General features: G+C 64.3%; 26 protein-coding genes and 1 tRNA gene. 16 read left to right on the top strand and 11 right to left on the bottom strand.

The features are described 5' to 3' along the window. Positions 1 to 80 precede the first annotated feature (80 nt). From AC1MBU_RS14260 to AC1MBU_RS14240, 5 genes are all read left to right on the top strand, one after another. On the top strand, positions 81 to 1,517 hold the full coding sequence (locus AC1MBU_RS14260) for an FAD-dependent oxidoreductase (protein ID WP_277359279.1): 1,437 nt from the start codon (positions 81 to 83) through the stop codon (positions 1,515 to 1,517). Between the two features lie 182 nt (positions 1,518 to 1,699). After that, on the top strand, positions 1,700 to 2,314 hold the full coding sequence (locus AC1MBU_RS14255; RefSeq protein WP_277359278.1) for a TetR/AcrR family transcriptional regulator: 615 nt from the start codon (positions 1,700 to 1,702) through the stop codon (positions 2,312 to 2,314). Between the two features lie 31 nt (positions 2,315 to 2,345). Beyond that, a complete protein-coding gene (locus tag AC1MBU_RS14250; RefSeq protein WP_479787668.1) occupies positions 2,346 to 4,901 on the top strand; it encodes an MMPL family transporter in 2,556 nt (851 codons plus the stop codon). A gap of 110 nt (positions 4,902 to 5,011) precedes the next feature. Further along, positions 5,012 to 6,523, top strand: coding sequence for an amino acid permease (locus AC1MBU_RS14245; protein ID WP_346027241.1), 1,512 nt, complete (start codon positions 5,012 to 5,014; stop codon positions 6,521 to 6,523). A 44-nt stretch (positions 6,524 to 6,567) separates the two neighbouring features. After that, entirely contained in the window at positions 6,568 to 7,167 is a 600-nt protein-coding gene (locus AC1MBU_RS14240) for a TetR/AcrR family transcriptional regulator (protein WP_479787666.1), read from the top strand. A gap of 67 nt (positions 7,168 to 7,234) precedes the next feature. On the opposite strand, the gene AC1MBU_RS14235 is transcribed toward AC1MBU_RS14240, so the two are convergent. Then, entirely contained in the window at positions 7,235 to 8,731 is a 1,497-nt protein-coding gene (locus tag AC1MBU_RS14235; RefSeq protein ID WP_277359274.1) for a catalase, read from the bottom strand. A 33-nt stretch (positions 8,732 to 8,764) separates the two neighbouring features. After that, on the bottom strand, positions 8,765 to 9,235 hold the full coding sequence (locus AC1MBU_RS14230; protein WP_277359273.1) for a Fur family transcriptional regulator: 471 nt from the start codon (positions 9,233 to 9,235) through the stop codon (positions 8,765 to 8,767). 93 nt (positions 9,236 to 9,328) lie between these two features. On the opposite strand from AC1MBU_RS14230, the gene AC1MBU_RS14225 reads away from it, so the two are divergent. Both AC1MBU_RS14225 and AC1MBU_RS14220 read left to right on the top strand, forming a co-directional pair. After that, complete coding sequence (locus tag AC1MBU_RS14225; protein ID WP_471672047.1) at positions 9,329 to 10,081, top strand: alpha/beta fold hydrolase; 753 nt, start codon at positions 9,329 to 9,331, stop codon at positions 10,079 to 10,081. After that, positions 10,068 to 10,748: an esterase/lipase family protein gene (locus AC1MBU_RS14220; protein ID WP_479787663.1), complete on the top strand. Its 681-nt coding sequence runs from the start codon at positions 10,068 to 10,070 to the stop codon at positions 10,746 to 10,748. The genes AC1MBU_RS14225 and AC1MBU_RS14220 overlap by 14 nt, the downstream gene beginning before the upstream one ends. A gap of 4 nt (positions 10,749 to 10,752) precedes the next feature. Here the strand turns inward: AC1MBU_RS14220 and AC1MBU_RS14215 are convergent, their stop codons facing one another. Further along, positions 10,753 to 11,493 carry an MBL fold metallo-hydrolase gene (locus AC1MBU_RS14215; protein WP_479787661.1) on the bottom strand — a complete coding sequence of 247 codons (741 nt, stop codon included), beginning with the start codon at positions 11,491 to 11,493 and terminating at the stop codon, positions 10,753 to 10,755. Positions 11,494 to 11,645: 152 nt separating this feature from the next. Here AC1MBU_RS14215 and AC1MBU_RS14210 point away from each other — a divergent pair, with 152 nt between their 5' ends. Continuing rightward, a complete protein-coding gene (locus AC1MBU_RS14210; protein WP_277359269.1) occupies positions 11,646 to 12,917 on the top strand; it encodes an MFS transporter in 1,272 nt (423 codons plus the stop codon). A 37-nt stretch (positions 12,918 to 12,954) separates the two neighbouring features. Here the strand turns inward: AC1MBU_RS14210 and nagB are convergent, their stop codons facing one another. After that, entirely contained in the window at positions 12,955 to 13,731 is a 777-nt protein-coding gene (gene nagB, locus AC1MBU_RS14205) for a glucosamine-6-phosphate deaminase (RefSeq protein ID WP_479787659.1), read from the bottom strand. 2 nt (positions 13,732 to 13,733) lie between these two features. Beyond that, complete coding sequence (gene nagA / locus AC1MBU_RS14200) at positions 13,734 to 14,939, bottom strand: N-acetylglucosamine-6-phosphate deacetylase (RefSeq protein ID WP_479787654.1); 1,206 nt, start codon at positions 14,937 to 14,939, stop codon at positions 13,734 to 13,736. Between the two features lie 239 nt (positions 14,940 to 15,178). Here nagA and AC1MBU_RS14195 point away from each other — a divergent pair, with 239 nt between their 5' ends. From AC1MBU_RS14195 to htpX, 3 genes are all read left to right on the top strand, one after another. Continuing rightward, positions 15,179 to 15,916 carry a GntR family transcriptional regulator gene (locus AC1MBU_RS14195; protein ID WP_277359266.1) on the top strand — a complete coding sequence of 246 codons (738 nt, stop codon included), beginning with the start codon at positions 15,179 to 15,181 and terminating at the stop codon, positions 15,914 to 15,916. Positions 15,917 to 15,964: 48 nt separating this feature from the next. Next, positions 15,965 to 16,612, top strand: coding sequence for a 4a-hydroxytetrahydrobiopterin dehydratase (locus AC1MBU_RS14190; RefSeq protein WP_479787651.1), 648 nt, complete (start codon positions 15,965 to 15,967; stop codon positions 16,610 to 16,612). Between the two features lie 77 nt (positions 16,613 to 16,689). Continuing rightward, the gene (gene htpX, locus AC1MBU_RS14185; protein ID WP_277358726.1) at positions 16,690 to 17,568 is read left to right on the top strand and encodes a zinc metalloprotease HtpX; all 879 of its coding nucleotides are present in this window, start codon (positions 16,690 to 16,692) and stop codon (positions 17,566 to 17,568) included. 78 nt (positions 17,569 to 17,646) lie between these two features. Here the strand turns inward: htpX and AC1MBU_RS14180 are convergent, their stop codons facing one another. Further along, positions 17,647 to 18,135, bottom strand: coding sequence for a YajQ family cyclic di-GMP-binding protein (locus AC1MBU_RS14180; RefSeq protein WP_479787649.1), 489 nt, complete (start codon positions 18,133 to 18,135; stop codon positions 17,647 to 17,649). Between the two features lie 117 nt (positions 18,136 to 18,252). On the opposite strand from AC1MBU_RS14180, the gene AC1MBU_RS14175 reads away from it, so the two are divergent. Together AC1MBU_RS14175 and AC1MBU_RS14170 are read left to right on the top strand one after the other, a co-directional pair. Continuing rightward, complete coding sequence (locus tag AC1MBU_RS14175) at positions 18,253 to 18,540, top strand: hypothetical protein (protein WP_471672042.1); 288 nt, start codon at positions 18,253 to 18,255, stop codon at positions 18,538 to 18,540. A gap of 117 nt (positions 18,541 to 18,657) precedes the next feature. Beyond that, positions 18,658 to 18,739, top strand: a tRNA-Tyr gene (locus tag AC1MBU_RS14170). A 68-nt stretch (positions 18,740 to 18,807) separates the two neighbouring features. Here the strand turns inward: AC1MBU_RS14170 and AC1MBU_RS14165 are convergent. Then, entirely contained in the window at positions 18,808 to 19,215 is a 408-nt protein-coding gene (locus tag AC1MBU_RS14165; RefSeq protein ID WP_479787647.1) for a hypothetical protein, read from the bottom strand. 226 nt (positions 19,216 to 19,441) lie between these two features. Between AC1MBU_RS14165 and trxA the strand changes: the two genes are divergently transcribed. Further along, on the top strand, positions 19,442 to 19,852 hold the full coding sequence (trxA, locus tag AC1MBU_RS14160; protein ID WP_277358723.1) for a thioredoxin: 411 nt from the start codon (positions 19,442 to 19,444) through the stop codon (positions 19,850 to 19,852). A 58-nt stretch (positions 19,853 to 19,910) separates the two neighbouring features. On the opposite strand, the gene AC1MBU_RS14155 is transcribed toward trxA, so the two are convergent. Both AC1MBU_RS14155 and AC1MBU_RS14150 read right to left on the bottom strand, forming a co-directional pair. Beyond that, positions 19,911 to 20,036, bottom strand: coding sequence for a hypothetical protein (locus AC1MBU_RS14155; protein ID WP_479787644.1), 126 nt, complete (start codon positions 20,034 to 20,036; stop codon positions 19,911 to 19,913). Between the two features lie 12 nt (positions 20,037 to 20,048). Beyond that, positions 20,049 to 21,011: a DNA-3-methyladenine glycosylase family protein gene (locus AC1MBU_RS14150; RefSeq protein ID WP_479787642.1), complete on the bottom strand. Its 963-nt coding sequence runs from the start codon at positions 21,009 to 21,011 to the stop codon at positions 20,049 to 20,051. Between the two features lie 103 nt (positions 21,012 to 21,114). Between AC1MBU_RS14150 and AC1MBU_RS14145 the strand changes: the two genes are divergently transcribed. Further along, the gene (locus AC1MBU_RS14145) at positions 21,115 to 22,491 is read left to right on the top strand and encodes a cystathionine beta-synthase (RefSeq protein WP_471672039.1); all 1,377 of its coding nucleotides are present in this window, start codon (positions 21,115 to 21,117) and stop codon (positions 22,489 to 22,491) included. 23 nt (positions 22,492 to 22,514) lie between these two features. Continuing rightward, on the top strand, positions 22,515 to 23,669 hold the full coding sequence (locus AC1MBU_RS14140) for a cystathionine gamma-synthase (RefSeq protein ID WP_479787640.1): 1,155 nt from the start codon (positions 22,515 to 22,517) through the stop codon (positions 23,667 to 23,669). Positions 23,670 to 23,673: 4 nt separating this feature from the next. Here AC1MBU_RS14140 and AC1MBU_RS14135 read toward each other — a convergent pair whose 3' ends face one another. Further along, positions 23,674 to 24,126, bottom strand: coding sequence for a hypothetical protein (locus AC1MBU_RS14135; RefSeq protein WP_277358719.1), 453 nt, complete (start codon positions 24,124 to 24,126; stop codon positions 23,674 to 23,676). A gap of 1 nt (position 24,127) precedes the next feature. Then, entirely contained in the window at positions 24,128 to 25,303 is a 1,176-nt protein-coding gene (locus AC1MBU_RS14130; RefSeq protein ID WP_479787637.1) for an amidohydrolase, read from the bottom strand. Positions 25,304 to 25,320: the final 17 nt, after the last annotated feature.

Below are 25,320 nucleotides of genomic sequence, written 5' to 3'. Positions count from 1 at the left end.
GTGCGCTAATGTGCGTCCGTTCATCCCTTAGGAGAAGTCCTCAGGGAGCCCCCAGGTCATCCACCAGGAAGAAGGCATCAGTGTCCAGCACGACGTCGGTCCGTCCACTTCGGGTCGCCATCATCGGCGCAGGCCCGGCCGGTGTGTATGCCGCAGACATCCTGACAAAGTCGCAGGAGGTCAAGGGCGGAGACTTCGAAGTTTCCATCGACCTTTTTGACCAGTACCCGGCGCCGTACGGCCTGATCCGGTACGGTGTGGCCCCTGATCACCCGCGTATCAAGGGAATTGTGACCGCGCTGCATAAAGTGCTGGACCGCGGGGACATCCGCTTCCTCGGTAACGTCAACTATGGCCGCGACCTCACACTGAAAGACTTCCGCACCTTCTACGATGCCGTCATTTTTGCCACCGGTGCGGTGAAGGACGCGGACCTCAACATCCCGGGGGTCGACCTCGAAGGCTCCTTCGGCGGAGCGGACTTCGTCTCCTGGTATGACGGGCACCCTGACGTTGACCGGGACTGGCCGCTGGACGCCAAGGAGATCGCTGTTATCGGCAACGGCAACGTGGCCCTGGACATCGCCCGCGTCCTCTCCAAGCACGCCGATGACCTCCTGGTCACGGAGATTCCATCCAACGTCTACGCCGCGCTGAAGAAGTCGCCGGTGACGGACGTGCACGTCTTCGGCCGCCGCGGTCCCGCACAGGTAAAGTTCACGCCGCTGGAACTGCGCGAGCTGTCCCACTCACGGGACGTCGACATTGTGCTGTACCCGGAGGATTTCGACTTTGACGAGGCCTCGGAACAGCAGATCGCCAGCAATAACCAGACGAAGACGATGGTCAAGACGCTGACCAACTGGCTGGTTGAGCAGCCGGAAGACCCGGCGGAGTTCACGGCGTCGCGCCGCCTTCACCTGCACTTCCTGCACAGTCCTGTGGAGATCACTGACTCGCCGGAGACTCCGGGCAAGGTTGCGAACATCCGCTTCGAACGCACCCGCCTCAACGGCAGCGGCTCAGTCGAGGGTACGGGCGAGTATCTCGACTACCCGGTCCAGGCGCTCTACCGGGCTATCGGCTACTTCGGCTCCGAACTTCCGGAGGTGGGCTACGACGAGCAGGCCGGCGTCATTCCCAACGAGGGCGGCCGGGTCATCGACGAGTCAGGCAACGCGGTGCCCGGCATCTACTGCACGGGTTGGATCAAGCGTGGGCCCGTGGGGCTGATCGGCCACACCAAGGGTGACGCCCTTGAGACCATCGGCTACCTCCTGGAGGACCGCCTCAACCTGCCCCCGGCAGAGCATCCGTCGGAAGACGCCATCATCAACCTCCTTGAGGATCGCGGCGTCCGGTACACCACCTGGGAGGGCTGGCTGAAGCTCGATTCCCACGAAATGAAGCTGGGCGCCAACTACATGCACGACGACGGCAGCCTGCCTGAGCTGGTCCGCGAGCGTGTGAAGCTGGTTCCGCGCGAGGACATGATCGCGATTTCCCGCGGGGAGTAAGTGCCAGGGGTTCTTCGCGGTGGGCCGGTTTCCCCACCTTCTTAGGGATGGCTTGCCCCATAAACGGCGTGTCGGTAGGCGACACGCCGTTTCATGCTCAGTACCCGGGGAATGTGGCCCGCACGCGCGACGGCGGGAACGCCAGTTTGCACTCTGTGCAAAGTTGCACATAGTGTAAGTATGTGACAGAACAGCAAATCAGCCGCCGCGAGCAGAACAAGCTCGAAACACGGAGGGCCATTGCCCAGGCGGCTCTGGACCTCGCACGCACCCACGGCATGGGCGGATTCACGGCTGAGCAAATAGCCGATCAGGCGAACGTCTCCCGACGCACCTTCTTCAACTACTTTCACAGCCCGGAAGAGGCACTGATCGTCTCCACGGAGTCGTTTCTCGACCGCGCCGAAGCCGAACTCGCGGACCGTCCCGGGGATGAGCCCATCCTCGACGCGATGATTGCCGCGCTCGCCGCCACCACCAAGGTGGAAAACCTGAAGGACTGCGGCGACCTCTTCCGCATGGCTGCAGGCAACCCGGACCTCCTCGGTACCCACCTCCTCGCCTGGGAGCGGGCTGAAGCCCGCATCATCAGCGCGGTCGAGGACCGGCTGCGCGGCCAGGCATCAACTCTCTACGTGCACGCGCTGGTCGGCTCACTTCTCTCCTGCGCCAAGGCCGCAATGCGGGAATGGGCATCGAGTGAGAACCCGGACCACAATGCGGCGCAAACCCTCGAGGACTCCATCGTCGCGACGCTGACCATGCTGCGCGACGGCTTCTCCCGTCCTTCCTCCTAATCCAGACCTCTAACCCAGGACGCACAACACCATGGCTTTCCTCCTGTACCGACTCGGTTCCTTCGCCTACCGCCGCCGCTGGTGGGTGGTCTCCGCCTGGCTGGCCATCATGGTTGCGGTAGGTGGCTCCGCCGTCGCCTTCTCCGGCACACTGAGCAACAACTTCACCATCCCGGGCACCGAGTCACAGCGTGTCCTCAATCAGCTCAAGGAGGAGATGCCCGAGGCCGTCGGCGGCATGGGGACCATCGTTTTCCAGAGCACTGACGGTGAGTTCACCGCGGAGCAGCAGGAGGAAGTCACGGCTGCCCTCACGGAGGTGGAAGGGCTCGACGGCGTCGAATCAGTCATCGACCCGTTCGAAACTGCCCAGCAGCTCGCCGACAGCCGCGAGGAGATCGCGAACGGCAGGGCGGAACTCGGGGCCGGCGCCCAGGAGCTCGCCGACGGCGCCGCCCAACTCGATGCCGCCCAGGCGCAGCTCGATGACCAGCGCGCTCAATTTGAAGCGGGGAAGGCGTTCCTGCCCGCTGAGCAGATCGACGCAACCGTGGCGCAGCTTGATGCCGCCCAGGCCGAGATCGACGCCCAGCGCGCCCAGCTCGACGAGGGCCAGGCAGAACTCGACGCAGCCCGAGTGGAACTCGAGCGCGGAGAGCGCCTCCTCGAGGCCACCTCAGCCATTCAGTTCGTGTCCGACGACGGCACCACAGCGGTTGCCAGCGTCCAGTTCACCACCGCAGTAGACGCCATCACACCCGAGACCCGTGAAGCGGTCCAGGAAGCAGCGGGCGCCGCGACTGAAGCCGGGCTGAACGTCGAATACAGCAAGGAGATCGTCCAGGACATCTCCGAGATTTTCGGTCCGGCCGAGGTCATCGGCCTCCTGGTCGCCGCCATTGTCCTGATCGTCATGCTCGGGACGCTGGTAGCAGCCGGCCTGCCGCTGCTCATGGCCATCGTCGGCGTAGGAGTCGGCGTCGGAATAACCTTCGCACTCACCGGAGTCATCCAGATGAGCTCCATCTCGCCGGTGCTCGCGCTGATGCTCGGACTCGCCGTCGGGATCGATTATTCGCTCTTCATAGTGAACCGCCACCGCACACAGCTGCTGCGCGGCATGCCGCTGCAGGAATCCATCGCACGCGCCACCGGAACCGCGGGCAACGCTGTGCTTTTCGCGGGCATCACGGTCATCATCGCGCTGGCTGCGCTCGCCGTCCCCGGCCTGCCGTTCCTCACGATCCTCGGCCTGTCCGCTGCCGGAACAGTCGCCGTCGCCGTGTTGGTTGCGCTCACCCTGACGCCCGCGCTGCTTGGTTTCATGGGCCGCAAGGTCATCTCGAAACGCCGCTGGAAGACCGCGCACTCCGCCAGCGAGGCAGAGGCTGACGAGCACTCTGTTGACAATTCCTATGCCGCAGGCCGCGGCTGGGGCGGTTTTGTCACCCGCAAACCCATCCTCACGGTACTGGCCGGCGTCGTCGCGCTCTGTGTGCTTGCTTTGCCGGCGCTGGAACTGCGCGTCGGCCTGCCTGACGGCGGCTCCGAGCCGACCGATTCCACCGCCTACCAAGCCTACACACTGGTGGGGGAGAAGTTCGGCGAAGGCACCAACGGACCTCTCCTCGCCGTCGGTGAACTGCCCCCGATCGAGGATGAGGGCGAGCGCACCGACCTCCAGCTCGACGTCGCCGACCGCCTCGCCGCCATTGATGACGTCGTCACCGCTGTCCCTGCCGGAATCAGCGACGACGGACGCACCGCGATCTACCAGGTCATCCCGGAAGAAGGCCCGGCGAGCGAGAGCACCGAGCAACTGGTGCGTGACCTCCGTGCCGAAGCCGCCAGCATCGAGGACGCTACCGGCGTGACCGTGTCCGTCACGGGGCAGACCGCCGCGAACATCGACGTCTCCGCGAAACTCATGGAGGCCATGCCGCTCTACCTGGGCATCGTCGTCGGGCTGTCGCTGGTGTTGCTGCTCCTGGTGTTCCGGTCCATCCTGGTGCCGCTCATCGCCACCGCCGGCTTCCTGCTCTCGCTACTGGCCAGCTTCGGTGCCACCGTCGCGATCTACCAGTGGGGCTGGCTGGGAGACTTCTTCGGTGTCACCAACCCCGGCCCGATCCTGAGCTTCCTCCCCATCATCCTGATCGGCGTGCTCTTCGGTCTGGCCATGGATTACCAGATGTTCCTTGTCTCCGGTATGCGCGAGTCCTTCGTCCATGGCCGGCCCGCCAAGGAAGCCGTGCGGGTCGGATTCAGCCACGGCGCCAGGGTGGTCACGGCTGCGGCCATCATCATGGTCTCGGTGTTCGCAGGCTTTGTCTTCTCGCATCTGACCATGGTCCGCCCCATCGGTTTCGGCCTGGCGTTCGGTGTGCTGCTCGATGCGTTCGTGGTCCGGATGACCCTCATCCCGGCCGCGATGCACCTGCTGGGCCGCTCAGCCTGGTGGCTGCCGAAGTGGCTGGACCGCGTCCTGCCCGATGTTGACGTTGAAGGCGCTCGCCTGGTTGAACACACGGACGACGACGGCGCACGCCCACTGACGGAGTCGGCGCCTGTCTCAACCAGACACTGACCGTCCCAATACGCCTCCACATTCGTCTCACATGCCGAGACGAATGTGGAGGCGTATTACGTGCTCATTACGATTGACCGGTCAGTTTTCCCCACAGAGGACACAAAGCCGTGAATCTTTTCCGTACCAAGTCGATCGAACAATCGATCGCAGACTCAGGTGAGAAAGGCCGCACACTCAAGCGGTCGCTGACCACCTGGGACCTCATGATCATGGGCGTCGCAGTTGCTGTCGGTGCCGGGATCTTCTCTGTCGGTGCCCAGGCAGCAGCATTCAACGCCGGCCCTGCAGTGACCATCTCGTTTGTGCTCGCCGCCATCACCTGCGCGCTCGCCATCATGTGCTACGCCGAGTTCGCAACGGCAATGCCCGTGGCAGGCAGTGCCTACGTCTTTACCTACGCCACCATGGGAGAGCTTCTCGCGTGGATCATCGGGTGGAACCTCATCCTCGAGCTGCTGATGGCGGGCGCCGTCATCGCGAAGTTCTGGGGCGTCTACCTCAGCGATCTGTTCGCGGTGCTTAACCTCGACGTTCCGTCCCAGGTCAACCTCCTGGGCATCACGGTGTACTGGGGCCCGCTGATCATCGTCGCCATCTTCACGATGATCCTGGTGCTGGGAACCAAGCTTTCCGCCCGCGTGAACAACATCTTCACGATCATCAAGATCGCCATCGTCCTGTTCGTCATCGTCGTTGGGTTCTTCTACATTGACGGCGCAAACTACACGCCGTTTGTCCCTGCCTCCGAGGCACCGGCCGAACTCGACAGCAGCTGGGCGTCCCAGCCATTCCTGTCCTTCCTTAGCGGCGCAAATCCTGCCATGTACGGTTTCACGGGCATCATCTCCGGCGCGGCACTGGTGTTCTTCGCATTCATCGGCTTCGACGTCGTGGCCACTTCCGCGGAGGAAGTGAAGAATCCACAGAAGACCCTCCCGCGCGGCATCTTCAGCGGACTCGCCCTGGTGACCGTGCTTTACATCCTGGTGACGCTGGCCGTGACAGGCATGGTGTCCTACCAGGAGCTGGCCGCAACCGAGTCGCCGTCGTTGGCCACCGCATTCCAGCTTGTGGGTGCTGACTGGGCCGCCGGAATCATTTCCGTGGGCAGCCTGATCGGGCTGACCACGGTCATCATGGTGCTGCTCATGGGCCTGGCGCGCGTCATCTTCGCCATGAGTCGCGACGGCCTGATGCCCCGCGGACTGAGCCGGACCTCAGCCAAGCGAAGCACTCCTGCGCGTACGCAGATTCTGTGTGGCGTCGTCGTCGCTCTCCTGGCCGGTTTCACCGAGGTTGAACTGCTCGCCGAGATGATCAATATCGGCACGCTTTCCGCGTTCGTCACCGTAAGTCTGGGCATCCTGGTACTCCGGAAGAAGCGGCCCGACCTGAAGCCATCCTTCCGTGTGCCGTTCGGCAAGGTCATTCCGATCCTGTCGGCCATCCTCTGCGTGTACCTCATGCTCAACCTGGCCACCGTGACCTGGGTGTTCTTCGGGATCTGGCTCGTGGTCGGTTTCGCTATCTACTTCGCCTATGGACAGCGGCACTCACGCCTTGCCGCAGAAGATAAAACGGGCGAGCCGGTGTTGGAGGAATTGCGCGCCGGGAAGTAGGAAGTGCGCACGGGGGCGTGCTCCACGCGCTGTACTATTCAGCAATGGCGCGCCCCCCGAAACCGGAACGGAAGAACGAGCTCCTCGAGCAGATTGTCGATCATCTCCTCGACAAGACGTTCGCGAGCCTGAGCTTCCGCACCCTGGCGGACGGCCTGGGTATCAGCAGCTACGTACTCGTGTACCACTTCGGCAACCGCGAGGAACTCATCAATGAGATTGTCCGGCACATCGAGGCGCGTCATGACGCGTTGAAGCCTGAGAATCCCGAAGGATTTGCCCGGGAAGATTTCCGCAGGTGGATTCTCGATTCCTGGAACTGGCTCCTGATTGAGCGAAACCGACAGCTGCAGCGCCTTGAATTCGAAGCGGCTCTTCAGGATGCAGTGAGCCTCAATCCACGAGGCAGTGCCATGAGGAAGTTCGCTTACTGGCATTCCTTGTCGGCAGACTGGCTGGTCAATCAGGGTATGCAGCGTGCGGAGGCCGATTCCTCGGCGCGGTTGTTCACAACAAGTCTGTACGGCCTGCAGTATGACTACGTTTTGAACCAGGACCGGGATTCCGTCGAACAGGCACTGCACTTGCTGATGGACCGCTTCTTCAGCGGACTGGACCAGGCTCTCTCCCAGGCAAACAGATAAGAAGTGCAGGAAGGGCGGGCCCGCTATGGGCCCGCCCTTCCTGCGTTGCGTGGTCAAACGCTACGGACTAGAACTTGTTCGCAGCCTCGGCGTCAGAGTTCTGTGCAGCACCGGACGCGCTGCCGAGGTTGGCGCGTAGCTTGGCACCGAGATCGGCATCGACATTGGTCCAGTACTGGATGGCGCGTTCGCGGATGTCCGCAATGGTTACTCCGCTCACCGCACCGGTGATGTTCTCCAGGAAACGCGCCTTCTCGGCGTCGTTGTAGACCTCCCGGTACAGCGTTCCGGCCTGACCGAAGTCATCGTCCTCAGCGTGGAGGCTGTGGGCGGCACGCACCAGATCGCCGTCGTTCTCCCAGCCGCCCTCGGGGCCCGTCAGCGACGGATCTGCAGCAGGGCCGCCCATCGAGTTCGGTGCGTAGACCGGGGTCTGCGGCGAGTTGAAGAAGAAGCGTGCGCCGCCGTCCTTGGAGTAGTTGCGCACCTCGCTCTTCGGGGCATTGACGGGCAGCTGCGCGTGGTTGGTGCCCACGCGGTAGCGGTGTGCGTCTGCGTAGGAGAAGATGCGTGCCTGCAGCATGCGGTCCGGCGACGCGGCGATGCCCGGAACGAAGTTCGACGGCGCGAAGGTTGCCTGTTCGATCTGCGCGAAGTAGTTCTCCGGGTTGCGGTTCAGGGTCAGCTTGCCGACCGGGATCAGCGGGTAGTCCGCGTGCGGCCACACCTTGGTGAGATCGAACGGGTTGAACCGGTAGTTCTTCGCATCCTCATACGGCATGACCTGGACCTTGAGATCCCAGCTGGGGAAGTTGCCCTGCTCGATGTTCTCGTAGAGGTCACGGATGTGGTGGTCGGCGTCGGAGCCGGCGAGTGCCTCGGCCTCGTCGCCGGTCAGCGCCTCGTGGCCCTGGGCAGATTTGAAGTGGTACTTGACCCAGAACTTTTCTCCGGCCTCGTTGATCCACTGGTAGGTATGCGAGCCGTAACCGTTCATGGTCCGCCACGAGGCGGGGAGGCCGCGGTCACCCATCAGCCAGGTCACCTGGTGTGCGGACTCGGGGGAGAGGGTCCAGAAGTCCCACTGCATGTCTGCATCACGCAGGTTGGAGCCGGGAAGGCGCTTCTGCGAGTGGATGAAGTCGGGGAACTTGATGCCGTCGCGGATGAAGAACACCGGGGTGTTGTTGCCCACGAGGTCGTAGTTGCCCTCGGAGGTGTAGAACTTCAGGGCGAACCCGCGGGGGTCGCGCCAGGTATCAGGAGAACCCTGCTCACCGGCGACGGAGGAGAACCGGAGCAGCGTCTCGGTCTGTGCGCCCTGTTGGAAGAGAGCTGCCTTGGTGTACTTGCTGACGTCCTCAGTGGCCTCGAATACGCCGAATGCGCCGCCGCCCTTGGCGTGCACAACGCGCTCGGGCACGCGCTCGCGGTTGAACTGGGCGAGCTTCTCGATCAGGTAATGGTCAGTCAGCGGGATGGCGCCGTCGCGGCCCAGCGCCGAGGAATTGCTGTCGTCAACAACGGGGGCACCCGATTGGGTGGTGCTGTAGTTGGCAGTCATGGATTCTCCTTCTTTCAGTGTGTTTCAGTTAGTTCAGGAAGTAGTGGTGAAATTTTGGGCGGATGCCTCGCGGCAGTCGTTGCACAGGCCCTGATAGACGACGTCGGCAATCTGGATGGTCATCTGGTTTGAGCCCGGCGACCAGGCGGGCGTCAGGCACGGTGCATGCCCCACGGCGCAGTCCACATCCTCGATCCGGCCGCACCCGGTGCAGACGGCGTGGTGGTGATTGTCATTCACCCTGGTCTCATACCGTGCGGGCGAGTTGGGTGTTTCGATCCTGCGCAGCAGTCCGCTGACGGTGAGGTCGGAGAGCACTACGTAGACCGACTGCACGGTGATGTCGGCGAGTTCGGCGCGGACCGCAGTGACGACGTCGTCCGCGGTTGAATGCGGCGACTGCTCAACGGCGGCGAGTACCGCCAGGCGCTGCTTCGTCACCCGGCGTCCCGCTGAACGCAGGGACTCAGCCCACGTGTTCGCGGGCGCGGTATGTTCGGTCATGACACCAGTCAAACATCTGTTGTGAGTAATTCATAATAAGCCGAACCTAACGGACTACGCTGGATGGAGATGCCGGCGATGAAGGGTAGGAGAATGGGCCGCGGGCCATGGGATGACGTAGTTAAGGAGCGCGTTGCGGACTGCGTGGTGACCGTGCGGAGAGTGGGGCGGGGAGATCCTGTGGTGCTGGTTCACGGTATCGGCGTCTCGGCCCGCTACTTCGAGCGTCTCGCCGCCGAACTGGCGCGGAACAGCGCGGTGTATGCCATCGAGCTGCCCGGGTTCGGTTCCTCTCCAGGGCCGCACCGCCCGCTGTCTGTTCCGGAGCTCGGAGAGATTGTGCTGACCGTTCTGCGCAACCTCGATGTGGGCTCCGTGGTGCTTATTGGGCACTCGATGGGGTGTCAGGTGGCAACCGAAACTGCGGCGCACGGGCCGGAGCTGGTGCACAAACTCGTGCTGCTTGGCCCTACCGTGAATGATCGCGAACGCTCCATCGGCAAGCAGGCGCTGCGGTTGGCGCAGGACACGCTGCGTGAATCACCGGCCGTGAACCTGATGGTGTTCACGGACTATCTGCGCTCGATCGTGCCGTATCTGCGGACCCTCCCGGCGATGGTCGGCCACAAGCTCGAGGAGGCGCTTCCCCGCGTAGCGTGCCCGGTGGTGCTGATGCGCGGGGAACGGGATCCGATCGCCCCGACGGACTGGCTGCTGCGGCTGGCCGATGCCAATCCCAATGCCACAGTGGTGGAGGTTCCGGACGTTCCGCACGTCCTGATGTACAGCCGACCGGCAGAGACCGCTCGGGGGCTGCTCACGGGAGACCCGCATGCGGCTGCTTAGGCGCGGCGGGGCGTGGATCCTCGATTACGCCTATGTTGGCTTCTGGCAGGCCCGTGGCTTTCTCTTCCGCGGCGATGCTGGTCGGCAGCTGTCCGGGGACAAGGCGCCCGTGATTCTGCTGCCCGGTATCTATGAGCCCTGGCAGTTCATGCACCCGGTGGCATCCCACTTGCACACAGCGGGGCATCCTGTGCATGCGGTCACCGCTCTGGGCTACAACCGTGGAACCGTTCCCGCGATGGCTGAGCTGGTGGAGCAATACCTGCGTGAGCGAAACCTGACCGACGTGGTCCTTGTGGCCCACAGCAAGGGTGGCCTGATCGGGAAGTACGTCATGACCCTGCCGGATTCCGCGCCGCGTGTCCGTCAGCTCATTGCGGTGAACTCGCCGTTTTCAGGCTCGGTTTACGCCATGTTTGCGCTGCTGCCGAGCCTGCGGGCCTTCTCGCCACGGAACCGGACCCTGAACGCGCTGCGCGCCAACCTCGCGGTGAATTCGCGCATCACCTCGATCTACGGGACGTTCGACCCGCACATTCCGGGCGGCAGCGAGCTGGTCGGGGCCACCAACGTGCAGTTGGATGTGATGGGGCACTTCCGGATTCTCGGGAATGAGCGGCTGCTGGAGGCGATTGACACCGCCATCGCCGAACACGCTTCAGACTGATCCGTCAGGACGGCCCATTCAGCCTGGCGATGGCGACGGCGTCTGCCGGAGTTGAGAGCCATGGCTCGCCGTGTCCGGTCAGCACCCTGTCGGCGGGAAGCGCCGCGATCCGGTCGAGCGATTCCAGTGCCTGCGGTGAGTCCGCCGTTGCCGCTCCGGAGACGATCTGGGGTCCTTTCAGGCCGGTATAGGGATTCAGTGTGACCAGTGCGTCGCCGACGATCAGCGTTTGCCGGTCCGCGAAGTGGAGGGCCACATGGCCGGCGGTATGGCCGGGAACGTGGATGATCTCCGGGGTGCCGGGAAGGTTGCCCGCAATTCCGGGCACAAGCGGCAGCGTGTCCGTGACGCCGCGGACCGTCAAAGCCCCCGCCAGTGTCATTCTGCCGAGGATCGGCAGGCTTCCCGGATTGCGCAAGGGTACGGTCAGGCGGTTCAGCTCGTGCTTGTAGCGGTAGGGATGCGCGGCGATGTAGGCGTCCCCGGGATGGACAAGAATGGGCAGGCGGTAGGTAGTCCGCAGCTTGGCGGCTACGCCCACGTGGTCAAAGTGCGCGTGAGTGAGAACCAGTGCCACCACCGAATTCTCGAACCCGAGTTCCCGCAGCGCGGCCCTGATGTGCGGCCAGATGCCCGGAAGGCCGGCGTCGACAATCATGACGCGATCCTCCTGCTCAACGAAGTAGACGTTCACGTGGGCGTGCTTGAGCCAGTGGATTCCTTCAGCAACTTCGCTGGTAAGCATGACGATTTTCCTCCCGCTGGATGATCGGCGACGCACCGCACTGTGAGAGCAACCCTAGCCACCGTAGGAAGGAAAGTCAGCAGGCTGATGAAACGGTAGGAGGAACCGTGAGTCGTTGCCGGAGGTAACCGCTCCGCCGGTACACTTGCCGGGTGCCCAGACTCCTTGCCGATATCACTCCGCTAAAGGAAAGTCCGGCGTTCCGCAGACTGTACTTCGGCACAGCGCTGTCCGCGATCGGCACCAACCTCACCCTCGTTGCAGTCAGCCTGCAGGTTTACGACATCACGGGATCAAGCCTGAACGTCGGTCTCATCGGGTTGTTCGCACTGGTGCCGCTAATCTTCGCCGGCCTGTATGGCGGCGCGGTGGCGGACGCGCATGATCGCCGCAAGGTGGCGCTGCTGTCCGGTCTGGGACTGTGGGCGTCAACCATCGGCATCGCGCTGCAGGCCTGGATGGGTGCTGACAACATCTGGCTGTTGTACCTCCTGATCGCCGTCCACAGCGGGTTTGCAGGCATCAACCAGCCCACGCGGACGGCCATCATCCCGCGGCTGGTGCGCCCTGAGCTGCTTCCCGCAGCCAACGCCCTGTCCATGATCACGTTTGGGCTCGCCTTCACCGTCGGTCCCATGCTGGCCGGCGTGCTCATCGCCCAGGTGGGCTATGGCTGGACCTACACCATCGACGTCGTTACCTTCACCGCCGCGCTGTGGGCGCTGTTCCGCCTGCCAGCCATGCCGCCGGAAGGGCCGGTGCGCCGAGCCGGCCTTGCCACCGTCATCGAAGGATTCCGCTACCTCGGCACGCGGCCGAACATCCGGATGACGTTCCTCATTGACCTTGCGGCAATGGTCATGGCCCAGCCGCGCGTGCTCCTGCCGGCGGTGGGTGCCGTGTTCATCGGCGGCGGTGAGCTGACCGTCGGCATCCTGCTGGGAGCAAGCGCATTCGGGGCAGTCCTATCCGGACTGTTCTCGGGTCCGTTGGGGCACATCCACCGGCAGGGGCGGGCGGTCCAGTGGTCCGTCGTCGGCTGGGGCGCGTCGATCAGCGCCTTCGGGCTGGTCGTCATCCTGGCCGGGCGGTCACCCGACGGCGGGATGACGCCGTGGATCATCCCTGCCGCCGTCTGCCTCCTGTTGGCGGGTGTTTCGGACTCGGTCAGCGGCGTCTTCCGCAGCACCATTCTGCAGTCAGCAACTCCCGATGCGATGAGGGGGCGCCTGCAGGGAGTGTTCATCGTCGTCGTCGCTGGCGGCCCCAGGCTGGGGGAGCTGGTGGGCGGCGGGTTCGCCGAGTGGATCGGTGAGGGCTGGACGGCGCTGTGGGGCGGGATCGTGTGCATCCTGCTCGTGGTGCTGCTGGCACGCCTCCAACCGCGCTTCGGCCAGTACGATTCCCGGAACCCCGAACCCTGACCGGCGCTGCCCGGACTGACGCTGCCGGCGACCGGTGCTACCGGCCCAGCAGCTTGTCGTTCAGTTCCTGCGCCCTGCGGTAGTAGTCGATCAGCTGCAGCTGGGAGGCTGCCTCGGGATCCAGAACGACGACGGCGCGTGGGTGCAGCTGCAGGACCGAGGCAGGGCAGAACGCACTCACCGGTCCCTCAACCATTGCCCGGACGGCGCCCGCCTTGGTGGCACCCAGTGCCACCAAAACCGCCTGGTGCGCCTCGCGGATGGTGCCGAGCCCCTGAGTCAGGCAGAGCTGGGGAACTTCGTCGCCGGGGAAGAAGCGTGCGTTGTCTGACCGGGTGGCTCCGGCGAGGGTCTTGACCCTGGTCCGTGAATTGAGGGACGACGTCGGCTCGTTGAAGCCGATATGCCCGTTCGCCCCGATGCCGAGGATCTGGATGTCGACGCCGCCGGCTTCGCGAATGGCCTCGTCATACCTGACGGCTTCGGCCCGCAGGTCTTCCGCGTCCCCGTGAGGAGTCAGCAGTCGGGATAGCGGGAGGTCCACGTGATCCACAAACTCGCGGCGAATGGTTGAGTGGTAGGACTGGTCGTGATCCAGCGGGAGCCCCGCGTACTCATCGAGCGTGAACGCCGTGGCGTCGCTGAAACTCAGCTGTTCTTCCCGATGGCGACGGATCAGCTCGCGGTAGGTTCCCGACGGCGAACTGCCCGTCGCAAGGCCCAGCACTGCCGGCCCTTGCCGTACGCGTGCCTCGATGATGTCCGCGGCGCGCGAACCGACCTGTTCCGGTGACTCGCAGATGATGACCTGCACAGTTAAGACCTTTCCTTTGGTGCTGGCTGTTGCAGGGCACCTGAGCGGTACACCTGCAGTACTTCGAGCTCGTCTGAGGCGACCACTACATCTGCCCGCCGTCCGGGGCTGAGCATTCCGACGTCGTCGTTGCCGATGAGCCGTGCCGGAGTGGAGGATGCAGCCGCAACCGCATCGGCGAGGCTTATGCCCCAGTCGCGGCAGCGCCGCAGGTTCTCCAGCAGGCGGCTGGTGCCTCCGGCGATGGCGCCGGCGGTCCCGTCCGGGGAAGCGAGTCGCGCGGTTCCGTTGCGCACCTCGACGTCCAGTGTGCCGAGCGTGTAGTCGCCGTCGCTCATGCCGGCGGCGGCCATGGCATCCGTGATAAGAGCGATACCGTCCGCGCCGACGAGGCCGAAGACCATCCGGACGGTGTCCGGGTGCAGGTGCGCGCCGTCGGCAATCAGTTCCAGGACCATGGAGTCCGGCGCACGGCGGGCTGTTTCCAGCAGCACTGCGATCGGTCCTGGGCGGCGATGGTCCAGAGGAGGCATGCGGTTGAACAGGTGCGTGGCCGACCACGTCCCGCCCGGATTGTGCTCAAGGGCCGCACGCATCTGCGCGGCGGTCGCCGCCGTATGCCCGACCGACGGAACGACGCCGTGTTGCCGGCAGAGGGACACCAGCTCGTCGAAGTGGGCGGTTTCCGGGGCCAGTGTGAGGGACCGTATGGTTCCACGCCCGGTTTCGAGCCACTGACGAAGCAGGGCGGGATCGCCGTCGATGATTGCCGCGGGGTTCTGTGCCCCGCACATATCGGCGGCGATGAACGGGCCTTCGAGGTGCAGGCCGGCGAGTGTTCCGTCGTCGACCAGGTCCCGAAGCGCCTCAATCTGTACCATCAGCTCCTCAGCCGGTGCGGAGACCAGCGAGGCGAGCAGCGACGTCGTTCCGTTGGCAGCGTGATGGGCCGCGACAGCGCGTGCGCCATCGGGGTCGGCCGAGAAGGTGTGCCCAGCCCCGCCGTGGCAGTGCAGGTCAACCAGCCCCGGCAGGATCACCGGGACCTCCTCGACCTCCTGCGGACTCCCGGCTGGCAACTCCGACGCCGGTCCGCACCATTCGATGCGGTCCCCGGCGAGCCAGATGGCGCCGTCGTCAAGAATGTCCGCGGCCGGCTGGCCGGTGACCAGCCGGCCGCGGAGTACCCGGTTCTGGCCGCTGTTCATCTGGCCTGGGTATCCGGTCGGGGTTGGAAGTTTTGTGCAGCTCCGGTGGCATCGAGGCCGGCGGAGTCACTGAAGCTGCACAAAATTTCCCGGCGGTGGGTGAGCTGCCTGCCATAGGGCGTCATGCGGGTCCTTAGGTCTTCAGGGGCAGATGCATACTGGTCGGTTCATTCGGTGACACAGATCGAGTTCCTGGCGCAGTGACTGGTTATAACCAGTTGTTCTGATATTACAGATGCATGGAGAAAACGCACAGCGCCGGTGTAAACCGGTCAGGCGAGCTCAAGCATCTCCGGTTGCGGCGCCAGCTCCAGGAGCTCGCGCAAGGATTGAAGCCGGGCGAAGCGCTGCCCGGTGAACGCCAGCTCGAGGAGATGTTCGGGGTTTCGCGCATCACCGTGCGCCGAGCCATTTCCGATCTCGTCCGGGACGGCGAGCTGGTACGGGAAAAGGGCAAGGGCACCTTCGTGTCCCATGGCATGGTTCGGTCGGTGCTGCACCTGGCGTCCTTCAATGACGACATGCGCGCTGCCGGGTTCCAACCCAGCACCCGCGTGATCACAGCTGAGCTCTGTGAACCGCCGGACGCCGCGGCGTCGCATCTTCGCCTTGCCGAGAATGCGCCGGCATACCGGTTGAGGCGACTCCGGCTCGCCAACAATGCACCCGTCAGCGTTGACGAGTCCTGGCTCCCGCCAGCGCTGCTTCCCAACCTGCTGGCCGAAGACCTGACGGGTTCCCTCTACCGCGTGCTCTCGGCGTCCGGGCATCCGGTGCGGCGCGTGGAACAGACCGTCCAGGCAAGTGCTGCGTCAGCGGATATTGCGCAGCTGCTCGACATCGCGCTGGGCGCCCCGGTGCTCCTCTTTCACCGGCGCTCATTCACCGGACCGGAAGAACCCGGCACGCCGATCGAGTATTCGATCTCCACCTACCGGTCCGACCGCTATCAGATCTCGATGACCCTCGCGCAATAAGGTGCTCCGATAGGTCACAGCTGCCCCGTGCCGCGACATACTGGGGTCATGGACAAGCTCACCAGCACGCAGATTCTCGACGCCGGGCTCAACGACTGGCGCCAGCTCGCGCAGGGCATCCACGCCCGTTTCCGCACCGGCAGCTTCACCGCGGGGCTCCGGTTCGTGACCGCTGTGACCGAGGCCGCAGAGGCAGCCAACCATCACCCCGATGTCACCCTCACCTACCCGCACGTGGACCTGAAACTGATCAGTCACGACGTCGGTGCACTGACACAGCGCGATGTGGACCTCGCACGAGCCATCAGTTCCATCGCGCAGGAGCAGGGCCTGACGCCGCAGCCAGGGGCGCTCGCCGAAGTGGAACTCGCGCTCGATACCGCGGCGCTCGCCGACGCGGGACCGTTCTGGGCCGCGTTGCTCACCGGCGATGCCCGCAATGTGAGTGGTGACGACGTCGTGGACCCTTCCGGCCGTGTTCCGCTGCTCTGGTTTCAGGGCACAGATGCGCATGAAACCCCACGGCAGCGGTTCCACCTCGACGTGTGGGTGCCGCACGACGTCGCTGACGCGCGCATCGCCGCAGCCGTCGCCGCAGGAGGCGCCGTCGTCGACGAGGCGCAGGCGCCGTCTTTCACCGTGCTGGCCGACGGCGAGGGCAACCGCGCCTGCGTGTGCACCGTCCTTTCACGCTGAAGGGCTGCGGAACTGACGGCGGAACAGGGTGCAGCGCAGCGCCGTTGTACCGGTAGGTAAGTCAACAAGGAGAACAGGTGCACAACCACTTCAACGGGGCCAAGACGGCCCTGCTTTTCGGATCCCTGATGGGGATCTTCCTGCTGTTCGGTGCGGTGATCGCTTCGGCCACGCGCAGTTCGGCGTTCCTGTGGATCTTCGCGCTGATCGGTGTCGGCTCGATCGCGTACAGCTACTGGAACAGCGACAAACTCGCTATCCGCAGCATGAAAGCTGTTCCGGTGACGGAGCAGCAGGCGCCGGCGATGTACCGCATCGTGCGCGAGCTCAGCACCAAGGCGGGCAAGCCGATGCCCCGCCTGTACGTCTCGCCGACCATGGCGCCCAACGCATTTGCCACCGGCCGGAACCCGGAAAACGCAGCGGTCTGCTGCACCCAGGGCATCCTGCAGATTCTCAGCGAGCGCGAGCTGCGGGGTGTGCTTGGGCATGAGCTGATGCATGTCTATAACCGTGACATCCTGACCGGGTCTGTTGCCGCCGCTGTTGCCGGCGTCATCACCTCGGTTGCGCAGATGTTCGCGTTCACTGGCCTGATGGGCGGCAACCGGAACTCGGGTGGCAACCCGATCGCGGCGCTGCTGTTGGCGTTCCTTGCACCGCTTGCTGCGGGGCTCATCCAGATGGCCATCGGCCGAACCCGCGAGTACGACGCCGATGAAGACGGCGCCCGCCTCACGGAAGACCCGCTGGCTCTCGCCTCCGCCCTGCGCAAACTCGAGCGCGGAACGCAGCAGGCGCCGCTGCCGCAGAGCCAGCAGCTGGTCAACACCTCGCACCTGATGATTGCGAATCCGTTCCGCGGCGGAGGGGTGAAGAAGCTGTTTGCCTCCCACCCGCCCATGGCACAGCGCATTGCCCGCCTGGAGGGTATGGCCGGCCGCACCCTGCAGTAGTACCGGTTACAAGCCCAGAACGACGACGGCGACGCCCCCTCTCAAGGGAGCGTCGCCGTCGTTGGTTGGCTTGGATGCCTACCGCATGTTCACGAACTGGAGGTCAGCCTCGTCAAAGTTCTTGAGCAGAGCCATGGTGGTCTGCAGGTCATCGCGGGACTTGGAGCTGACGCGTAGCTCGTCACCCTGGATCTGGGATTTGACGCCCTTGGGTGCCTCATCGCGGATGAGCTTGTTAATTTTCTTGGCGATGTCCTGTGCGATGCCCTCTTTGATGGTTGTCTCGAGGCGGAATTCCTTGCCCGAGGCGTAGGGCTCGCCGGTATCGAGGGACTTCAGCGAGATGCCGCGCTTGATCATCTTGGACTGCAGGACGTCGAGCACGGCGAGCACGCGCTCTTCCGAGTTTGCCTTCATGAGGATCATCTCGCCGCTGAAATCCACCTCAGCTCCGACACCCTTGAAATCGTAGCGCTGGGCAAGTTCCTTCTGTGCCTGGTTCAGCGCGTTGGCAACTTCCTGCTTGTCTACCTTGCTTACAACGTCGAATGTGGATTCACTGGCCACCGTTGCCTCCTTCTGGTTGGTATTTTCCTGCTCCTACCCTAATTCACAGCTTCGGGACAGGCGGCGTTCATGTGCGGGTGAAACGGTGGAACCCTCAGCCGTTCTCAGGAGGAACTCTTGACCGCGCAATCGCGTCGCTACTTTGTCCATGCCCGACATGCTGTTGCCGGGTCGCTGATCATGGCCGCCTCGCTGACAGGGGTGGGAGTGGCGCCGTCGGTTGCCGCATCGCCCATCGTTACGCTGCCGCAGGAGCCGGATGTTGGGTCAGAATCCTCGTCTTCTGTCCGGTTGCAGGGCGTGCGCGCGGACCTTCAGAACGCGGTGGAGATGGGCCTGGTGACCGCTGACCAGGCGAAGGGCTTCTACGCGCAGATCGAGCGTCGGGTGGCGTCCGGTCGCTGAATTCGGCTATACCGGAACACGATTCGATAATGCGCGGGATGTTCTGTAAAGTTATTTTGCCTGCGGACGGCGATCCGCGGGCAGTCTTCCTGAAGAGTTTCTCTTCACGAGACGTTCGGCAGATTACCCGAGCGGCCAAAGGGGGCTGACTGTAAATCAGCTGGCACAGCCTACGGGGGTTCGAATCCCTCATCTGCCACTCGCCACGAAGGCCCGTACTACCCGGAAACACGGGAAGTGCGGGCCTTTCGCTGTGTCCACGCTGAATCAAGCAGCGCTTCGGGCACCAAGCGCGTGGATGTCCCAGAGGTAGCAGATGGTGCTCGCATCTGTGTTGTGCAGTGTGTTGAAGTAGAGCCACTGCCAGCCTGTAGCGCCATTGCTGTCCATCGGTGCAGGAGGGCACTGCTCGGGCGTGTGCCAGCTTTGCCCATCGAAAAGGTGGTGCACGTCTCCGGCCGGGGTTGCTGCCAGTTCCTCGCCGTGCTGTCCCCGAGGAAGCACGAGCTTCTCTTTCAGAGCGGTTGCAGGCGCCACGGCAGGTAGTTCCGTGCGTCCTGGATCGGGAATGAAAGGGAGTTTCGAGAACAGGTCGTCGAGCAGAGCGATGCTGCGTTCGAGTGATTCTTCAGCATCCAGTTGGTGGGTGAGAATCAAAGCCGTATGGCGGGTCATCTTGCGTCCTTTCCGTAGCGTTTTCGTCCGCGAAACTGACGCTATTCGAAGCGCTCCGCCCACAGCGGCACTTGCAGGAAAATGTGGATAACCGCCACCCACCTGTCGGAATTGGAATGAAGCGCGCCGTCTTGTCTGCGCGCATCCAGCCTCGCGTTGTATCAAGCGGCCTCGCGCAGAGCGAACAGGACGAGACATCTCCGCCGATTCTCGTTAGCGTGAAGACATGGCAACTATTGACATCACTGAGGCAACTTTCCCCGAGACCATCGAAACGAACGACATCGTGTTCGTCGATTTCTGGGCTGAATGGTGTGGCCCGTGTAAGCAGTTTGCTCCCGTGTACGACGCCGTGTCCCAGCAGCACAGCGACGTCACCTTCGCGAAGGTGGACACTGAAGCCGAGCAGTCGCTCGCCGCGGCAGCAGGCATCACCTCCATCCCCACGCTGATGGCGTTCCGCGAGAAGGTCCTCGTCTTCTCGCAGCCGGGTGCACTGAACAACAACCAGTTCACCGAGCTGGTCGACGCCGTCAAGGCGCTGGACATGAAGGAAGTCCACGCACAGGTCGCCGAGCAGCAGGCCAAGGCCTCCGCTGACGGCGCGCAGCCTGAAGGTGCTCAGCCCCAGGCATAACAAGACTTCGTCGAAGGCTCCGGCCCCCGTCAACAGTGGGGGCCGGAGCCTTCGCACGTTAAGCCCCAAAAAACGCACAATCCTGCAGCTTCTGGCCGGACATGACGACGACGGCGCAGCCAACCGCCGGAAACAGGCGGACGGCAGGAACACCGACAGCGAGAAGGTGCAGGATTGCGCGCACCGGCAGCAGAACCTACCGCCGCCGGTGGTCTTCGGGCGACAGCCGCGGACCGTACGCCTGCTTCCGGAACCCGCTCGCGTACAACATCCGCACCACCCGCTGACGCTGGCCCGCCCACGGTTTGAGCAACTCAAGCATGCCGGCGTCGTCAGTGCGCTCGCCGGTCAGCGCCGCCCCAACGAAGGCCGCGAGGTGGAAGTCGCCCACCGAAATCGAATCGGGACACCCGTGCGTGCGCTGAAGCACCTCGGCGGCAGTCCACACGCCGATCCCGGGAATCGAGCACAGCCCGGCGTGCACACCCGCAGCATCCAGTCCCGCCAACCGCTCCAGGCCGGACGCGACGCCGGCCGCCCGCAACGCTGCCGCCGATCGTTTCGAATCAACACCTGCCCGGTGCCACTCCCAAGACGGAACCCGCCGCCACTGTGCAGCAGTCGGAGGCAGCCGAAGCTCCCGCGGAGCGCCGGGCGCAGCGGGTGCCGGATCACCGAAGCGGGTCACCAGGTACCGCCATGCCCGCTTCGCCTCAAGCCCCGTCACCTTCTGCTCCAGAATGACGCGCACGACGGCGTCAAGCATCCTTCCGGTTGCAGGCAACCGGAGGCCGGGCTGAAGATAGCGGCCCTTCCGGGCCAACTCGGGCAGCGCGGCCGCGAAGGCAGGGGAGTCGAACGCGCTCCAGTCATCAACGAAACCCACCAGCCGTGGAACAGAGGCAAGGGCGAGGGAGGCACCCGGTCCCCACGCTGTTGCGAGCACTGAAGATGACCGCAGACCGCCCCGCTGGGACAAGCGAAGGGTGGCCGCGCCGTCGTCGTTCCGGAAAGCCATCCAAACTGCGCCTTCTCGGATCACGACAGTGGGATCGGAAGGACCGCACTGCAGCGGTCCGACGGAAGGCAGTAGCGCGTACGGCTCATGGAGCTCCCACTCTGCCGACAGAGCGGCCGGGGCGGAAGCGGTGATGGTCATGCTGTTAATGCTCGCACGTGCCGGTGACGGTTCGCCGGTCGCAGGTGCGCCGTCAGATCCATTGAGTCAGGTCCACGGAGTGCATAGCGGTAACTTGTTAACCATGAAGTTCGCCAACTCCGTCCTGGATCTCATCGGTAACACCCCCCTCATCAAGCTCAACAAGGTCACCGATGGCATCGCCGCTACGGTCCTGGTGAAGGTGGAGTATATGAATCCCGGCGGGTCGGTGAAAGACCGCATCGCCGTCAAGATCATCGACGCCGCAGAGAAAGAGGGCAAGCTGGGGCCAGGCGGCACCATCATCGAGCCGACATCGGGGAACACCGGCGTCGGCCTTGCGCTGGTTGCCCAGCAGCGCGGGTACAAGTGCATCTTCGTGGTTCCGGACAAGGTGGGCGTGGACAAGCGCAACGTCCTGGCAGCGTACGGCGCCGAGGTGGTGGTCACGCCGACGGCCGTAGCGCCGGACAGCCCGCAGTCCTACTACGGTGTCTCGGACCGCCTGACGCGCGAAATCCCAGGTGCCTTCAAGCCCGACCAGTTCTCCAATCCCAACGGCCCGCTCAGCCACTATGAGAGCACCGGCCCTGAGATCTGGCGGGACACCGAGGGGCGGATCACGCACTTCGTCACCGGCGTGGGCACCGGCGGCACCATCAGCGGCACCGGCCGCTACCTCAAGGACATTTCGAAGGACCGCGAGTCGGGGACCGTCCGCGTCATCGGCGCAGACCCTGAAGGCTCGGTCTATTCCGGCGGCACCGGGCGCCCGTACTTCGTGGAGGGCGTCGGCGAGGACATGTGGCCGGACGCCTATGACCCGTCGGTTCCGGATGAGATCATTCCCGTGAACGACGCCGAGAGTTTCGCCATGACTCGTAGGCTCGCCCGTGAGGAGGGCCTCCTGGTGGGCGGTTCGTCCGGTATGGCGGTAGTGGCCGCGCTCCGCGCGGCGAAGGACCTTACCGAGGAGGACGTCGTCGTCGTTCTTCTGCCTGACAGCGGCCGCGGCTATCTAGGCAAGATCTTCAATGACGACTGGATGAAGTCCTACGGCTTCATGGACAGCGGTGATGAGTCGTCGGTCGGCGAGGTGCTCCGCTCGAAGAACGGCGCGCTGCCGGACCTCGTGCACACGCACCCGAATGAGACCGTCCGGGACGTCATCATGATCATGAATGAGTTCGGCGTGTCCAACATCCCGGTCCTCTCGCAGGAACCGCCGGTGGTGATGGGCGAGGTCCTCGGCTCCGTCGATGAGCGCCATCTCACGGAGAAGATCTTCCACGGCACAGCCAAACTCACCGACAAGATCTCCGAGCACATGGGGGAGAAGATGCCGCTCATCGGCTCGCTTGAGTCGGTGACCAGCGCACGTGAGCGGCTGCAGGGCAGCGACGCCCTGATGGTTACCTTCGTGGGAGCGCCCGTGGGAATACTTACGCGCCACGACCTGCTGACGTATCTGAGCAGCTAAACCTTTCGAAGGAGAGCAACCCAGTGACCTCAACCAACGGCTTCAACACGCGCGCAGTCCACGCCGGGCAGACCCCTGACCCCACCACGGGCGCGGTCATTCCGCCGCTGTACCAGACAACCACCTTCGCGCAGGACGGCATTGGCCAGCTGCGCAACGGGTATGAGTACGGGCGCGGCACCAACCCCACCCGTGATTCCCTCCAGGCCCAGCTCGCAGCGCTTGAGGGTGCGGAGCATGCTTTCAGCTTCTCCTCAGGCCTTGCTGCCGAGGACGCCCTGATCCGGGCAGCTCTCCGGCCCGGCGATCACATCGTTCTGGGTAACGACGCCTACGGCGGAACCTACCGGCTCATCAACCGCGTGCTCGCGGACTGGGGTATCACCAATTCAGCTGTAGACATGTCGGATCTCGACGCCGTCGAAAATGCGGTGCACTCCGGGAAGACCCGCATGGTCTGGGTTGAGACGCCGTCCAACCCGATGATGAAGATTACCAATATTGCAGCCATTGCAGCCATCGCGAAGAAGGCCGGCGCGATGCTGGTTGTCGACAACACGTTCGCAACCCCGTACCTGCAGCAGCCGCTCTCGTTCGGTGCCGACGTGGTTGTCCACTCGACCACGAAGTACATCGGTGGGCACTCGGACGCAAGCGGCGGCGCCGTCATCCTCAATGATGCTGACCTTGCCGAGAAGGTGGGCTTCATCCAATTCGCAGTGGGCGCCGTATCCGCGCCCATGGAGGCGTGGCTGACCACGCGCGGGCTGAAGACCCTCGGTGTGCGGATGGATCGGCACAGCACCAATGCGCTCGCGATCGCCCAGTGGCTCCAGGGTCGTGAAGAAGTGGAGCGCGTCTACTACCCGGGCCTGGCGGATCACCCCGGCCATGAGCTTGCTGCGCGCCAGATGCGCAGCTTCGGCGGCATGATCTCCGTGTCTTTCAAAGGCGGAGAGCAGGCCGCGCGCACGGTCGCTGAATCGACGGAACTCTTCACGCTCGCGGAATCTCTCGGCGGCATCGAGTCCCTGATGAACTATCCGTCCGAGATGACGCATGCCTCGGTCAAGGGCACTGAGCTGGCGGTGCCGGAGAATCTGGTGCGCCTGTCCGTGGGCATCGAGGACGTTGAGGACCTCATCGCGGACCTCGAAAAGGCGTTCACGAACCTCTAGGGGATCAGCGCTTCCGGAACGGGCTTACGGTCCGGCTGACCAGCCGCACCCACTTGTTCTGCGGCTTCGGGCTGATCCGCTGGAACCAGGCTGTCGACGTCGGCAGCCACATCAGCACCACGCCGATCAGCATGACCACGCACACCACTGACAGGCCGGGCGTGCGGCGGACCAGGATCGGGACTCCGACAATGAGCCCGATCGTGGTCAGAAGTTCACGGGCGCCGCGTTTGCCCCGGCGGAGTCCCAACACCAGCACCAGCTGAACGACGGCGAGTCCGCCCAGTAGCGCACCGAGGCCGATCAGCCCCGCCCGGTCTATTTCCTGGGCTGCCGCGGAGATCAGGAAGCTTGCGGCGGCGATCAGGAACAGGACGCTGACCAGCACCTCCACGGCAATCGCTGCCCGAATGGTCAGCGGCCGTGGCGGAAGGTCTGGGCGGGGCTGTCGTGCCACGTCAGCCGCGGGGAGCTACGACGCCGGTGCGCGCCGCCTCGTCGTAACGGTAGACCTCTTTGCCGCCGATCCAGACGGTGAGCGCACGCTGCATGACATCCAGCGGATCACCGCTCCACAGGACGACGTCGGCGTCCTTGCCCGGCTCCAGGGAACCGATGCGCTCAGCCAGCCCCAGCACCTTCGCGGGGTTGATGGTGATGGAGCGCAGCGCCGTGACCGGGTCCAGCCCCTCCTTCACGGAGAGGGTCGCCTGGTGAACCAGGAAGTTGATCGGGATGACCGGGTGATCCGTGATGATGGAGATTTCGACGCCGGCCGCCGCCAACTTCCCCGGGTTGGCGATCGAGCGGCCGCGCAGCTCCACCTTGGACTTGGTGGTGAACAGCGGTCCGATCAGCACCGGGATCCCGCGCTCCGCCAGCACATCGGCGAGCAGGTGCGCTTCGGTACCGTGGTCAAGCACGAGGTCGTAGCCAAACTCGTCCGCTATGCGCAGCGCAGTGGCGATGTCGTCAGCGCGGTGGGCGTGCTGCCGCCAGGGAATCTCGCGGCGCAGCACCATGGCCAGGGCCTCAAGCTTCGGGTCACGGGCGTTCTCGTCCGCCTTGCCCATGTAGTTCTGCGCATCCATGAACGCCTTGCGGATGATCATGGCGGTGCCCAGTCGGGTGGATGGCGTTTGCTTCTTTTCGCCGTACACGCGCTTGGGATTCTCGCCGAGGGCGGACTTCAGCCCGCTGGGGGAGCGCAGCACCATCTCTTCGATGTACCGGCCGTGCGTGTGGACCGCAACGGCGAGGCCTCCGATCGGATTACCGGATCCGGGATTCACGTTCACCGAGGTCACTCCGCCGGCCAGGGCGTCGTCGAATCCTGGGTCGTATGGGTTCACGGCGTCCAAAGCGCGAACGCCGGCGGTGACGGGATCCGTCATCTCGTTGGTGTCATCGCCGGCCCAGCCCTCGCCCTCTTCATGCGTGCCTAGGTGCACGTGCGCATCGACGAAGCCGGGAAGGAGCCATTTGCCGTCGGCGTCGACGACGTCGGCACCCTCCGGAGCGGTGACGTCCGCTCCGAGTGCGGAGACCTTGCCGTTTTCGATCAGCACGGTTCCGTCGAAGGGTTCGCCTTCAATGGGAACGACGTGCGCGTTGATGATTGCTGTGACAGTCATGGGTGTAGACCTTTCGC

It is taken from the genome of Arthrobacter sp. PTI12 (assembly GCF_056679915.1).
This window is presented reverse-complemented; position numbering and strand designations above follow the sequence as displayed.